The organism is Pseudomonas sp. MF6767, assembly GCF_016405475.1.
In the GTDB taxonomy this organism is placed as follows: domain Bacteria; phylum Pseudomonadota; class Gammaproteobacteria; order Pseudomonadales; family Pseudomonadaceae; genus Aquipseudomonas; species Aquipseudomonas paracarnis.
In genome coordinates this window covers 1-11,760 of sequence record NZ_JAEKCY010000026.1, presented here as the reverse complement: position 1 = coordinate 11,760, position 11,760 = coordinate 1, and the positions used below count along the sequence as shown (strand labels likewise).

The 11,760-nt window shown below is 57.8% G+C and carries 16 protein-coding genes; 5 read left to right on the top strand and 11 right to left on the bottom strand.

Annotated elements, in window-relative coordinates; genetic code table 11:
• Nucleotides 1-29 precede the first annotated feature (29 nt).
• Nucleotides 30-284: a helix-turn-helix domain-containing protein gene (locus tag JFT58_RS26820; protein ID WP_010567732.1), complete on the bottom strand. Its 255-nt coding sequence runs from the start codon at nt 282-284 to the stop codon at nt 30-32.
• A gap of 167 nt (nt 285-451) precedes the next feature.
• On the opposite strand from JFT58_RS26820, the gene JFT58_RS26815 reads away from it, so the two are divergent.
• The gene (locus JFT58_RS26815; protein WP_034128270.1) at nt 452-709 is read left to right on the top strand and encodes a LasR-specific antiactivator QslA; all 258 of its coding nucleotides are present in this window, start codon (nt 452-454) and stop codon (nt 707-709) included.
• 41 nt (nt 710-750) lie between these two features.
• On the opposite strand, the gene JFT58_RS26810 is transcribed toward JFT58_RS26815, so the two are convergent.
• Genes JFT58_RS26810 through JFT58_RS26770 form a run of 9 tightly spaced genes read right to left on the bottom strand, consistent with a single transcriptional unit; the run spans nt 751 to nt 8,218 of the window.
• Nucleotides 751-3,504 (bottom strand): conjugative transfer ATPase, encoded by a 2,754-nt coding sequence (locus tag JFT58_RS26810; protein ID WP_010567730.1) that lies wholly within the window; start codon nt 3,502-3,504, stop codon nt 751-753.
• The gene (locus JFT58_RS26805; RefSeq protein WP_010567729.1) at nt 3,504-3,920 is read right to left on the bottom strand and encodes a TIGR03751 family conjugal transfer lipoprotein; all 417 of its coding nucleotides are present in this window, start codon (nt 3,918-3,920) and stop codon (nt 3,504-3,506) included. Before JFT58_RS26805 ends, JFT58_RS26810 begins: the two co-directional genes overlap by 1 nt.
• A complete protein-coding gene (locus tag JFT58_RS26800; RefSeq protein ID WP_010567728.1) occupies nt 3,883-5,400 on the bottom strand; it encodes a TIGR03752 family integrating conjugative element protein in 1,518 nt (505 codons plus the stop codon). The genes JFT58_RS26805 and JFT58_RS26800 overlap by 38 nt, the downstream gene beginning before the upstream one ends.
• The gene (locus JFT58_RS26795; RefSeq protein WP_010567727.1) at nt 5,390-6,202 is read right to left on the bottom strand and encodes a TIGR03749 family integrating conjugative element protein; all 813 of its coding nucleotides are present in this window, start codon (nt 6,200-6,202) and stop codon (nt 5,390-5,392) included. The genes JFT58_RS26800 and JFT58_RS26795 overlap by 11 nt, the downstream gene beginning before the upstream one ends.
• The gene (locus tag JFT58_RS26790; RefSeq protein WP_010567726.1) at nt 6,199-6,840 is read right to left on the bottom strand and encodes a PFL_4703 family integrating conjugative element protein; all 642 of its coding nucleotides are present in this window, start codon (nt 6,838-6,840) and stop codon (nt 6,199-6,201) included. Before JFT58_RS26790 ends, JFT58_RS26795 begins: the two co-directional genes overlap by 4 nt.
• Nucleotides 6,837-7,250, bottom strand: coding sequence for a TIGR03750 family conjugal transfer protein (locus JFT58_RS26785; RefSeq protein ID WP_010567725.1), 414 nt, complete (start codon nt 7,248-7,250; stop codon nt 6,837-6,839). Before JFT58_RS26785 ends, JFT58_RS26790 begins: the two co-directional genes overlap by 4 nt.
• A gap of 7 nt (nt 7,251-7,257) precedes the next feature.
• Nucleotides 7,258-7,629 carry a TIGR03745 family integrating conjugative element membrane protein gene (locus JFT58_RS26780; protein WP_010567724.1) on the bottom strand — a complete coding sequence of 124 codons (372 nt, stop codon included), beginning with the start codon at nt 7,627-7,629 and terminating at the stop codon, nt 7,258-7,260.
• 17 nt (nt 7,630-7,646) lie between these two features.
• A complete protein-coding gene (locus JFT58_RS26775) occupies nt 7,647-7,886 on the bottom strand; it encodes a TIGR03758 family integrating conjugative element protein (protein WP_010567723.1) in 240 nt (79 codons plus the stop codon).
• Nucleotides 7,883-8,218 (bottom strand): integrative conjugative element protein, RAQPRD family, encoded by a 336-nt coding sequence (locus JFT58_RS26770; RefSeq protein ID WP_010567722.1) that lies wholly within the window; start codon nt 8,216-8,218, stop codon nt 7,883-7,885. Before JFT58_RS26770 ends, JFT58_RS26775 begins: the two co-directional genes overlap by 4 nt.
• A gap of 320 nt (nt 8,219-8,538) precedes the next feature.
• On the opposite strand from JFT58_RS26770, the gene JFT58_RS26765 reads away from it, so the two are divergent.
• The 4 genes from JFT58_RS26765 (at nt 8,539) to JFT58_RS26750 (ending at nt 11,655) form a co-directional block, all read left to right on the top strand.
• Nucleotides 8,539-9,201: a tyrosine-type recombinase/integrase gene (locus tag JFT58_RS26765; protein WP_010567721.1), complete on the top strand. Its 663-nt coding sequence runs from the start codon at nt 8,539-8,541 to the stop codon at nt 9,199-9,201.
• 73 nt (nt 9,202-9,274) lie between these two features.
• Nucleotides 9,275-10,567, top strand: a complete 1,293-nt coding sequence (locus JFT58_RS26760; protein WP_010567720.1) for an AAA family ATPase — start codon at nt 9,275-9,277, stop codon at nt 10,565-10,567.
• Nucleotides 10,567-11,067, top strand: a complete 501-nt coding sequence (locus JFT58_RS26755) for a hypothetical protein (RefSeq protein ID WP_010567719.1) — start codon at nt 10,567-10,569, stop codon at nt 11,065-11,067. The genes JFT58_RS26760 and JFT58_RS26755 overlap by 1 nt, the downstream gene beginning before the upstream one ends.
• Nucleotides 11,068-11,166: 99 nt before the next feature.
• Nucleotides 11,167-11,655, top strand: a complete 489-nt coding sequence (locus JFT58_RS26750) for a hypothetical protein (protein WP_233095457.1) — start codon at nt 11,167-11,169, stop codon at nt 11,653-11,655.
• On the opposite strand, the gene JFT58_RS26745 is transcribed toward JFT58_RS26750, so the two are convergent.
• Nucleotides 11,652-11,760: IS3 family transposase (locus JFT58_RS26745; RefSeq protein WP_138762977.1), on the bottom strand; the 109-nt coding region annotated here is incomplete at its 5' end. The genes JFT58_RS26750 and JFT58_RS26745 overlap by 4 nt on opposite strands.

Here is an 11,760-nt window from a genome sequence, read left to right as displayed (position 1 = left end):
TTACAAGGATTTGCAGGGCGACGAGGTAGCTATTCGATGCTCAATGCACGGCGAAGGGTGTCTGACTCAGTGAGGAGCTGATCCGTCGTGATTTCGAGAATATTGGCGAGTTTGCACAGGACCATCAGCGACGGATTGCCCGTGCATCGTTCGATTTGACTGACGTAGGTGCGATCCACCTCGGCCATGAGCGCAAGTTGCTCTTGGGTAAGGTTTTTCACGCGTCGCATCAAGCGGATGTTTTCCGCCAGATGCAGACGAAGCTGTTCGTAGTCTTGAGTCATGCGCGCAAATTGCGCCTTGAGGGACTCTCAATCCACGGGATATAGTCTACATTGGCATATCTAGGCTATTTGATGCTCATGCCTGTTATCGAGCTTTCATTTGGCTTCGTTAGGATTTTCGAGGCTGTACTCCGCGTCTAACAATAAATCAGAAATCTAGGGTGTGTATGGACGAAAACTACATTTCAATTCCTGCGGCGGATGGTTGCCCAAGTCTTCTGACACCATGGAGCAACGAGTTTGCCTCGATGATCGAACGTGGCGTGCAATGTGCTCAGGCTTGGCTTGATACGCCCGGCGAGATTCCCCTGTGGTGGGAGCTGGCGCAAACCCGCAAGACCTTTCCTGTCGGTGACTGCCAGGATGCCTTCGAAGCCGGATTCTTGTTGAGGATTCAGCAGCGGCTCCGGGGCGTACCGCAATAACCGATCACTCGCTTTAGAGCGAGAGGCCTGAATAGATTCCCCTATGCGAGTTCTATTCCTCGCGCTCTATCGATCAGTTCCGCTACCCGATACGCCGCTTCCAACTCAGAGCAGCCGTTCTCCTGCATCAGTGTCCAGCGCTCGGCTTTTTCCTCGGGCTCCGTCATGGCCAGGGCGAGATAAAGACTTGGCGGCACGGCCCGAAACAGCGTTTCGAGCTTCTTCGATAGCACGACCCCCTCAGTGTATTTTCCCGGCTCCTTGCTGGCGGAGAGCAACAAGGCTTTCTGTGCCGGCGTGAGTTTCTTGAACCGTGCGATTTCTTCGATTTCCGCGGGCGGCATGTTCAAACAAATCCACCATTCGATCATGTTGAGCATGGTCTGCGCGGCCGTGGGGAAGTCGGCCAGGTTCTGTGTGGCGAGCCAGAACCAGGCACCGAGTTTGCGCCACATCTTCGTGCCCTTGACCACGAATGGCGCCAGCAGCGGGTTCTTGGTGATGATATGGCCCTCGTCGGTGACCATGACGATCGGTCGACCCAGGTACTGGTCGCGCTCGGCAAGGTTGTTCACGGTGTTCATCAGGCTGATGTAGCTAATGGACATCTGGGCTTCGTAGCCTTCGCGAGCATAGGTGGCCAGGTCGACAATGGTCACATCGCTCTCGGGCCAAGGCGTGCCCTCGCGATCGAACAGTTCCCCTTCGAAACCCTGGCAAAACAGGTCGATGGACTCGCCCATTTCCTGGGCACGCTCACGACGCTTCTCCGGCAAGTGCGTGTCAGCGGCGACGTGCAGCAAGGCGTCGCGCACGTCACGGGTCAGTACCTGGCGACCCGCCGCGACACACGTTTGCGCCGCATCCAGGATGCATTCGCGGATCAAGCTACGATCGGCTCGACTCAGGCGGGCTTCTTCCTTGGCCTCGCCACCGGTGATCATCAGGCGAGCGGTGATTTCCAATTCGCCGAGAACATCGCGCTGGTCTTCGCGACTGGCTACCGCCTCATCGTCCAGCTCATCGATCGACAGACTCGCCACCTGATCCGGCTGCTCGACCAGGCGCCAGGCATCGGCGAACGGGGCGAGACTGACCGAGGCGCCAGGTTTCAATTGGACCTTGTTGACCGACAGGCCCTGTGTCGCGAAGTAGTCGCCCTGCAAACCGAATGAGTTGCCGGCCTCGACGATATACAGGCGAGGGCGGTACACGGCCATGACCTGCATCAACAGGGTGACCAGGGTGGCCGACTTGCCGGCACCGGTGGGGCCGAACAACAGCAGATGACCGTTCATGGCCCGGTCCAGACGTGACAACGGATCAAAACTCAACGGCGAGCCACCACGATTGAACAGGGTTATGCCCGGGTGGCCGGTGCCCGTGCTGCGGCCCCACACCGGAACCAGATTCGCCAGGTGCTGGGCGAACATCAGGCGGGTGTACCAGTTGCGCGTGTCGCAGGCCGGGTTGTACGCCATTGGCAACCAGCGCAGGTAGCTGTTGCAGGCGGCGACCTCGTCGCCTTCACGTACTGGTTGCAGCCCCGCACCCAGCAGCGCGCTGGCCAGGCTGACCGAGCGCTGGTGCAACTGCTGTTCATCGTGACCGCGCACGTAGAACGCCAGGGTGCCACGGTACAGCTTGTGCTGGCGGCCGATGATCGCGCGAGCCTCTTCGACATCCTGGCGGGTTTGGGTCGAGGCCAGGTTTTCACCGATGGCTTTGCGCGCTAGGCGGTTCAACTGCTCTTCGAGCACATCCTGCGGTTTGACCACCAGGGTCAGGCTCATCACCGTACCTTCGGGTAACTGGTCGAACAGCGCATTCACCGCGTCACCCTTGCGGGTTTCGCCAGTGAGTTGGCCAATCAGTGGCGCCCGCCGCAGTTTGTCCACCACCATCACCCGATGGGGTTGATCGTCGAAAAACCAGAATCCGTGCGGCACATCCGAACGCGGCTCATTGAAGAACAACCGCTCGGCGAAATCGTGATCGAAGGGCAGTTCCAGCGACTCATCGTTGCCCGACTCCGGGTAGGCCACGCGGCGATAGAACTCCTCGGGCGATTCATCGGTGAGCTTGGGGGTTGGATTGAACCAGGGCACTAACCAGGCATATAGGCCTCGGCCATCGACTCGTGTCGATTGCACCCCGCACGCCTGCAACGAAGCACCGATACGTTCGCAAGCCTGTTGCAGGGATTGCACCGGGCTGAGTCCCGTCTCCTCATCGCCAGACCCGAGCCAGCGATAAACCACCAGGCGCACCCGGCGGTTGTTGCCACGCCAGGGCAGGCGCGTCACCACCTTGTCCTCAAACAGCCCACCCGGCTTGGCGATGGCCTTCAGATGACGGCGGCTGAGTTGCAAATACGCCTCGGTGAAGACGGTGCCTCGCGCGCTGTCCTGAATATAGCTAGTGAGCCGATTGAGGTAGGGGGAGAAGTCGTTGTCGTCCTGACAGAAAAACTGCGCCACCCACGGCGCTTGGTCCAGCTCGTCAAAGCTATCCTGCAGGGCATCCTCGAGGGCATCGCGGGCGGCCATCAACCAATCGGGTTCGCGCCCTTCAGTGCCAATGGGCAGCAACTCGAACACGGCACCCACCGAGCGGTTGTCATCCAGTAGAAAACACTGCTCGGTGTCGAGGTATTCGACCCATGGCAGGTGATCGGTGAAGCTGGGGTTATGCGCATAGAGTGCAGCTTCATCGGCCAAGGTGGCGCGAGGGCGCAATGGGTGGCGCCAGGCTTTCCATGCAGAAGTGCGGTTGCCCGCATCGCCGGCACGCACTACAAGTCTTCCTGACGTTCACCGGGTAATGCGTACTGCACCCGTTGGTAGAACGGAAAGACGGTCGAGTAACCCGGAACCGGTGCCTGCTCGGTACCACTCAAATGCGGATACACGTACAGCACCAGATCGGGATTGGGCAGGCGCGGGAACAGGTTGCGGATCTCGTTCGCCGCTGTGCGCGTGTACGGTTCCTGGAGAGCCGCGGAGACATCTGCCTGAGCCAGCGGGCGGCGTAACTGCTGTCGAGCATCCAGCAGTTGCTGCTGAGTGCCTTGCGAACCGGCGCCGTTCCAGATATCCATCATGGTTTGCTCGCCATGGGGCAGCAGCGTGTCTTTGTCGGTGGAACACCCCGTCAGGACCCAGCAGAGCGAGCTAATCCAGGTCAGGCAGAGAAGCATGGTCTTTTTCATGGCGAACGCTCCGGCCCTTGGGCTCGTAGTCGATGGTGATCTCATGGTCGAGGTGCAGTGCGACCTGTGCTGCAGGTGGTACGTACACGGCAGCAAAGGCTTCGCCATACAGTTTGTTCACCCACTCGCGGATGTCGCTGACCCCACCACTGAGAATTGAATTCAGTGCGCTATTGCCACTGCTGCTGGTGACTCCGAGCGTACTGCCGCCCGAACTGATCACACTACTGTTGTTCCGCTCATCCTCGAGCAGCGCTGCGACACCGGCACCGGCGGCAGTGATCAGGCTCTGGCTGCCGAGGTATTGCTGGGCGTTCGAGCGGCGCTCGCCAGCGATGCAAGGAATGCCGTACGGATCGGACAGGTAACCGAGCCCGCCACGTATCTTGTCGGTGTTCGAGTTCTTGTTGGTGGAGGCATTGCGGCTGGCTACTGCTTTCGGCTGCGGCACTGTGCGGATGGTGCCATCGGTAAACACAAAGGTGATTGACTCGACCTGTCCGCGTACGCAAGACAGGGTCCAGTCACCGGACGCCGTGCCGCTCATTACGGCACCCGCAACGTCCGGCAGGTCGATGCCGTTGGCTGTTAGGTTCTCGGGGCCGACCAGCACCTTGAAGGGATAGGGATCATTCACGGTGCCGTCTACCGGGACTCGGCCGATCAACGCGGTCATGGCGACCGAGCCCATCAGCGTGGCGTTTTCGGGAATGGTGTAGACCGGTTTCGCGTCTTCGGAACGATCAACGGATCGCGTGAGGTCACGCTCACCCTGGGTGACTGCACGTAGCTGTTTCTGGCTGCGATCATTCGCGTTATCGTTCAAGCCTTCCAGTGAGTTGAAGGCGGTAGGCAGACTCAGTGCGGAAGAGATCTTGGTTTTGCCTCGGGCGTTGGTGGGCGGAGCATCCGAGGGCTCAATCCACTGCAGCGCATCATTGGCAGAATGCTGCCCGTCGAACTGAGCTCCGTCGCCCGGCTCAAGCCCCAATCCTATTGGCATATCCTTGCCTTTGCCGGTCAGCCCCGACAACTGGTCCTGCAATTGCGTCAGCAGACCGCGAGCCTGACGACTGTCTTGTTCCGCTTTGAGCCGGGCCTCGTTGGCTTGTCGGCGACCTTCGTCGACCTGCTGGGTCACGCTGCCAAGCGCCGTCTGGATACGCGAATCGACACTGTTTTCCCGCTCGCGCAGGCGGTTGTTCTCCGTCAACAGCGACTCGTTGTGTTTCTTCAACCCGAGCATGTCGCTACGCATGGCCTTCACCTGGCCGACCAGGGTGGCGACCGTGTCGCGCGGGGTATCGCCCGCAATGCCGAGCGACTTGGCTTGCTCGGCGGATAACTGAATATTGCCCTGATCAACCGGGTGCTCTGGAGAGGGCGTGCTGCCACCCGCGACCCAGCTTTTCAGGATGATCACCACCACGGCCAGCAGCGCAGCCGGTACCAGCCATTTGAGCAAGGCGTTAGCCTTCATCATCAGCACCTCGCGCAACGGGCGGAAGCAGCACGGCGTGTTCGAGGCCAGCACCACGGGTGACGAGGTAGGCAATCGTGGTGTCTTCCGCACTGCCGACCGGCCCGAGAAAAGCATGCTGGAAGGCTGCGGCGAACAGCTTGGCCTGAAGCCGGCGCGGATCGAGTTGCACCGTCTCTGAACCACGATTGCGCAACTTCACCGCTGTCACCCAGTAATCACCGAGTCGCCAGGTGGCGATGGGTGTGCTGGAAACGTTTTCGCTCGGCAGCAGGGTTGGCAGTTCGCTGCGCAGCTTGAGCGGTAGGCGGCGTACGCCGGGCAGGGATTCTACGGTGCGCAGCGGCGCGTACAGGCTCTGTGCGGCATAGCGCGTTAAAGCGACCGGGATCGGCGTGCGTGCTGGAACAGGGACAGTGCTAGATTCTGCCTCGGCAGCCTGCGCCGGAGCATTCTTAAGAATACGCACGGGCTCCAGCGGTTGATCGCCAGGTGTGGCCGCGATGTCCAGGAGGATGACCTCGCCCGTCGCGACCGATTGCAGTTGCAGGCGGGTCGGTGCAATGGCGTCCGACGCGCGCAGGTACAACGTGCCGCCGGTTGATTGCACGCGCAGCTTGCCCGTCAGGGTTGAGGGCACACCGACTCGAACATCTTCATCGATAAAGACCACCCGCTCTTGATTGATCACCAGAGGGACCGCGAGGGGAAGGCGTTCCCAGTGCATCAGCTCGACGGCCTGCACTGCAGCTTCCCATAATATTAGTGCGACGGTGAGCCCCAGGGTAGAAATCCGCTTCATGGCTCACCTCCAGGCAGGGCGATTTTTTGCGGCGTGCCCTGATAACAATCCAGTGCCAGCCCCCACTTATTGCGTTCGGGATCCAGGTCAAAACGCACCACGCGTAATGGATAACGCACCACCACTCGTTTCACCGGTTCGGCGGCGTAATACTCATCGGCGTTGAGGTCGAGCTTGACCAGCCAGCTGTCGCGATCGAGTTGCTTGACCCTGAGTTCCGGATCTTCGCTGTAGCCTCGGCCCAGAATTTCGTAGACGCCACGCACCCGCTGGCGCAACTCGCCAGCGGCCTTGCGGTACTCGTAGTCGCCATCGAGGAAGGCTTTGCAGGAGGGTGTCAGGTAGGACTGCAAGCCATAGATGGCGCGGCGATAGTCCTGCTCGCCATCTGAGGGCCAGCGGTTGAGCTGGCCAAAGATGTACAGGGCAAAGGCATAGACATTCTCTGAGGGGATATCCCACCACTTGCGCGTGCTGCCCGAGCGCAGATCTGGGGGGACATGCACGGTCAGATCGGTCGGTGCCGAACGCCAGCCGTACCAGAGCCCGGCACAGACCAGGGCAAGGATCATTACCGCCAGACGCAGGCTGAAGATATGCGCCTGTTGGGCATCGACCTTGTTTCGAAATCGGCTCATGGCTGCCACCGGGACAGGGCAGGGCGCAGTCGACGCGAACGGCGAACCGTCCAGGCGCCGGAGTGGAGAATCAAACTTCCGCGCCCCAGGCGCCAACGGCTGGCGAGTACCCATTCGAGTTTGCGGTACAACCAGGTATCGGGGCGGGCCCGTTTGGCCCGACGCAGTAGCGTGCCACCGGCCAATAACACCACGGCCATGCCTGCGATCATGCTGGTCGGCGCCACGGCAATGGAAGCGGTGGCGATCGTCAGAGGAACGCCCAGCAGCAGGCCAATGATTGCGCCGGTGCCAAGCGCTACCCACATCTCATCATTGGTCAAACCGCGTAATACGGCAGGATCGCGATTGAGCCGCTCCGGCAGAAAGACCAAGGTGCCGTCGGCAAGATGTTCGATTGTGTCGTTCATGCCGTCCTCACAGAATCGCGGCAGCCTTGGTCAGGAACCAGATGATGATCACCACCAACAGAGCACCGATACCGACCACCGCACCTAAGTCTTTCCAGGTCTTGCGTTGGTTCTGCACGTCGGCATAGACAGTCAGGGAATGCCAGGCCACACCTAGAAAAGCGAGTAGGGCGATTAGCAGACCGAGCAAGATGCCGCCGTCGTAGGCGTAGTTTTTGATCGTCTCGATCAATCCGGATCCTTCACCGCGCGAAGGGGCTTCCATGGTGGGGAGCTCGGCGAAAGCTAGGCTTGGGCCGAGTACCAGCAGCAGACCGATCAAGCGTTGGCTGGCACGATCTCGCAGATTTTTTTTCAGAGGGGTAAAGCACTTGAGCATGGTGGCGATCTCCTGGGTTAGGACAGGGTGAAGAACATCAGGACCAACAAGGTGAGCAGCACGCGTGCGGTACTTCCGCCAAGCGCGCCGAAGCGCACACTGCCGGTGGCCCAACCCCGGTAAGCCGTCCACATCACCCAGGCGCACCACAGCAAAGCCAGGACCAGAACCAGGGAAAGCCACAGCGTCGAGCTGCTTAGCACCGAGAAGCCGGACGCATTTTGGAAGGCAGAGATCTGAGCGTCAGTCATGCTCATGGCGACGGCTTCGCAATCGGAGTGTCGAGGCGGTAATCGCCGACCAGCTCATCGGGGTCGCGGGGCTGAGCACGGGACGGGGATAGGTAGTTCCGCATACCTTGGCGGATGCGCTGGATGTCCTCTGTCAGGCGGGGATAGTCGAAGCGATAGCGTTCGTTTGGTTCAAGGGTACGGGCTGCCTTCGCTCGCGTCGCAAGGCGTTCGATAATGTCGAGCTGCTGTTGGATCAGGCTGAGCTGTTCCTGCTCATGAGCCGATGCGGCATAGCCGCTGCCATGAACGATGGCCAGTGAAAGCAGTAACAAGCAGCGAAAGATGGTAGTTGGCATGATGCTGGCCCATATGGATCTGGGAGCAGAATCAAGTTAGAGGTCGAATTTTTCCGCAAGAAACCTGAGGTCTGATGAATCGCTTTTTCTGGGGAGGTACTGGAGATGTTTACTTACAGCTATGTGGTCCTTCGATCTTTGATGGAGAGAGTGGTTGAGGCTCTAGGGAAATTCCACTCTCGATGAGCTTAGTTGATGACGATATCGTCACAACCCATTTTCCGTGAACGTGAGTAACACCAACAGGCCGGGGCTATCTCCGGCCTTTTTGTTGACGTACTATGTCAGGATTGATGATAAATCAGCATCTAGAGTGAATAATGCCCAAAGCGATTGTTATCGAAGATGAGCAGCTTGAGCATGCTTTTCGGGTTGCGAAAGTTAGCAGCCCTGAGAACGGATGCCGGGATGCTGCCCTTCTGCTTACCTGCTTTGGCACCGGCATGACCGTGACGGAGATTTGCCGTCTGCGTGTGAGCGACTACTTGACGCAATCAGGCGCTGTAATGATCGACTCTCAGGTGCGGGCAGAGATTGCCTACAACCATCGTTCAAGGCCGTTGTGCTGGACCAGCAAGAAATTGACTAACGCTATAGATACACACCTTGCAGAACGCCTTGTACGCGGTCATGGCGTTTCTACCAGGGTGATGGCATATCGTGGCCTCGACCCGGACTCGCCCTTGTTCGTCTCCGGTCGAACTGGTGAAGGGTTGAAAATCAGTGCGCAGCGTCGAGACGGCAAGACCTACTACAGTGCGAATCAGCTCAGCCGGTTATATACGCGCCTGTTTGGCCTTGCGGGGATTGAGGGGGCCAGTGCGCAGTCAGGGCGGCGGACGCTCGCGGTAAAGCTCAAGCGCCGTGGCATCGACTTGAGGCATATCAGCGAGATTTTGGGCATCGAAAGTTTGGAGGCGGTCAAGAAGCTCTGTGCGGGGGATCCTGCCCGCTTGGGCGATATTGTGCGGAGAATTATTTGATGGGCATCAGGATGACACCGGACGAGTTCAAGAAAATACGGATGCAGATCAACAAGCCTTGGAAGGAGTGACCATGCTGACAAATATCATTATCAAGGGATTCAAAAGTTATCGGGAGCAGCGGTTACCGCTGTCGCCCTTGACGCTAATGATAGGCGCCAATGCCTCAGGCAAAAGTAACGCGCTAGAGGCCTTCCGCTTCCTATGCTGGCTGGGCCAGGGTCAGAAGCTGTCGGTGTTACGCCACCGGGTCGATGAGTCTGAGCAGATTCTCCGTGGTCAAATTAAGGACCTTCCCTACCACCAGGGCCGGTCATTCACCTTGGGTTGCGAAACCGACGACTTGGACTGGAATAGCCTAAGTGTTGAAATCGCCCTGCGAGAAGATGAGTTGCACATCGTTCACGAAAGTATCAGCTCGCCTCTCCAAAAATTCCCGCTTTACCGTATCGAGCAGTCCTCTAGCGGTTTGAGTACTGACGTACGCGTTGCATACAATAATTTCTCCACAGGTGGTAAGAAGCCACAAATCACATGCACTGACCAGATCGCCATCCTAAACCAGCTCGCCAGTTCAGCTTTGTTCGACTCAGGGCACAAGAAAGCACAGAAAGTCATCCCGCAAACGACTGAGCACTTCCAGTACCTACTTGCTAATACCTTGTTCCTTGATCCCGTGCCTGCTCTGATGCGTGGCGATAGTTATCCGGACAAGAAGCTGCGTGGTGACTGCTCTAACCTGTCCGGTGTGCTTTATACACTCTGGCAGGACGAGGAGGCCCGTCCTGCGATCATCGAGTTCATCAAGAGTTTGCCCGAGCAAGACGTAAAGGATGTGAACTTCTTCGAGGATCGCCGCGGACGCGTATCCTTGGAGCTGGTTGAGAACTTCGGATCGGTCGAGCGTAATTGGTCCGTTGAACTGCTCTCTGATGGCACCCTTAGAGTGCTGGCTATCGCCGCTGCTCTGCTGTCTGCACCGGCGGAGTCGACGCTGGTAATCGAGGAAGTCGATAACGGTGTCCACCCGTCACGTGCGCGCCAACTACTGAAAACTATGCGTGAGCAAGCAGAGCTCCGTGGTGTGCGCCTGCTGCTCAGCACCCACAACCCAGCTTTGATGGATGCACTTCCAGATAGTGCATTGGGCGATGTGGTGTTTTGCTACCGTGATCCGCAGGATGGCGACAGCCGCTTGGTACGCCTTGCTGATCTGCAGGACTACGCCGGGTTGGTCTCTCAAGGGCCATTAGGGGAGCTCGTAACCAACGGTATCGTGGATCGTTTTGTGAAATCGCCCGTCACGGTCACGCAGAAACGGCAAAATGCGTTGAATTGGCTCCGGAAAATGCAGGGAGAGGCATAATGAGCTCAATCTGCTTGATCGATACTAGCGTGTTCGTAAACATGCTAAACGTGCCGGGGCTCAATCAGGACGCCGAGCGTGTGGGTGCCGATTTCCTCGAGTATGCAGACAACAGTTGCACGTTTATTCTGCCGATGGCCACTATCCTCGAGACCGGTAATCATGTCGCTCAAAACGGCGATGGAAGACTCCGCCGACAAACAGCACAGCGCTTCTGTGATGCAGTACGCGCCGCGTTCGCCGACGAGCCCCCTTATAGGCTCAGCGAGTTTCCCAACACGAGAGAAATTCTCGAGTGGCTGGCTGAGTTTCCGGACAAAGCTGGCCAAAATAAGTCTGACACTCGAATCGGTGAAGGTACTAGCTTTGGTGATCTCAGCATCATCAAAGAATATGAGAGGTGCTTAGCGCGGTTCCCCATGAGCGAGTTATTCATCTGGTCTTTAGATAGCGATCTAGAAGCGTACCATTACCGACCGAATCACCCTATTCGTCGATGATATTTCTCGGTGAGTAACCGTCCTGCTCAAGGAAGAGTTAGGCTCGATTCTTTTGGCCAAGGATCCATCTGCAAGTTGGTTTTTTACCCGAGGTACGGTATGGCGATCATCGGCAATCTTAAGCCTAAACCCGAAACTGAAGTGACCGAAGCCCTTCAATTGGCAAGTGATGACTATCGTCAATTCATCACTAATATCCTTGAGCCTGCAAAGGATGATCTCGAAGCGAAGGTCAAACTGAACGCGGTTGCGCTCCACCAAGTATTTGGAGTGAACCTACTTTTGGCACACAGCGTTGACTACTTACAGGCTGTGAGATCTGCTGATGGGATAAAAGAATCTCGTAAGGATCTGGTAAAAACTTTTGACGAGAGATTCTCGGTGGCCGGCGCATACCTCGGCAACCGTAAAATGGAACTTATTGACGCGATCAACAATGCCTTAAAGCACATCCGGCTCGATACCAAGCGATATGAGAGTGTAGAGGAACGGTATGGGGAAATTTCGTACCAAAGCCTCGCGGAGGATGAGGGCCGAGTTATGTGTCACCTTGAGAACTATCGATTTGAATCGCCCCGGGTTTCCTAGACACTCTCCAGGCTCGCTGCGTAACGCTTTTCAAACTCTACCGGTGACAGCTGATTGTTGAAACTGTGGCGTCGTTTTGGGTTGTAAAACATCTCGATGTAATCG

What these genes read in the sequence shown, in the direction of transcription:
- JFT58_RS26820 (WP_010567732.1), bottom strand. Translation starts at nt 284, where the DNA reads ATGACTCAAGACTACGAACAGCTTCGTCTGCATCTGGCGGAAAACATC.
- JFT58_RS26765 (WP_010567721.1), top strand. Translation starts at nt 8,539, where the DNA reads ATGCCCAAAGCGATTGTTATCGAAGATGAGCAGCTTGAGCATGCTTTT.
- JFT58_RS26795 (WP_010567727.1), bottom strand. Translation starts at nt 6,202, where the DNA reads ATGAAGCGGATTTCTACCCTGGGGCTCACCGTCGCACTAATATTATGG.
- JFT58_RS26755 (WP_010567719.1), top strand. Translation starts at nt 10,567, where the DNA reads ATGAGCTCAATCTGCTTGATCGATACTAGCGTGTTCGTAAACATGCTA.
- JFT58_RS26770 (WP_010567722.1), bottom strand. Translation starts at nt 8,218, where the DNA reads ATGCCAACTACCATCTTTCGCTGCTTGTTACTGCTTTCACTGGCCATC.
- JFT58_RS26790 (WP_010567726.1), bottom strand. Translation starts at nt 6,840, where the DNA reads ATGAGCCGATTTCGAAACAAGGTCGATGCCCAACAGGCGCATATCTTC.
- JFT58_RS26785 (WP_010567725.1), bottom strand. Translation starts at nt 7,250, where the DNA reads ATGAACGACACAATCGAACATCTTGCCGACGGCACCTTGGTCTTTCTG.
- JFT58_RS26805 (WP_010567729.1), bottom strand. Translation starts at nt 3,920, where the DNA reads ATGAAAAAGACCATGCTTCTCTGCCTGACCTGGATTAGCTCGCTCTGC.
- JFT58_RS26800 (WP_010567728.1), bottom strand. Translation starts at nt 5,400, where the DNA reads ATGAAGGCTAACGCCTTGCTCAAATGGCTGGTACCGGCTGCGCTGCTG.
- JFT58_RS26760 (WP_010567720.1), top strand. Translation starts at nt 9,275, where the DNA reads ATGCTGACAAATATCATTATCAAGGGATTCAAAAGTTATCGGGAGCAG.
- JFT58_RS26815 (WP_034128270.1), top strand. Translation starts at nt 452, where the DNA reads ATGGACGAAAACTACATTTCAATTCCTGCGGCGGATGGTTGCCCAAGT.
- JFT58_RS26750 (WP_233095457.1), top strand. Translation starts at nt 11,167, where the DNA reads ATGGCGATCATCGGCAATCTTAAGCCTAAACCCGAAACTGAAGTGACC.
- JFT58_RS26780 (WP_010567724.1), bottom strand. Translation starts at nt 7,629, where the DNA reads ATGCTCAAGTGCTTTACCCCTCTGAAAAAAAATCTGCGAGATCGTGCC.
- JFT58_RS26775 (WP_010567723.1), bottom strand. Translation starts at nt 7,886, where the DNA reads ATGAGCATGACTGACGCTCAGATCTCTGCCTTCCAAAATGCGTCCGGC.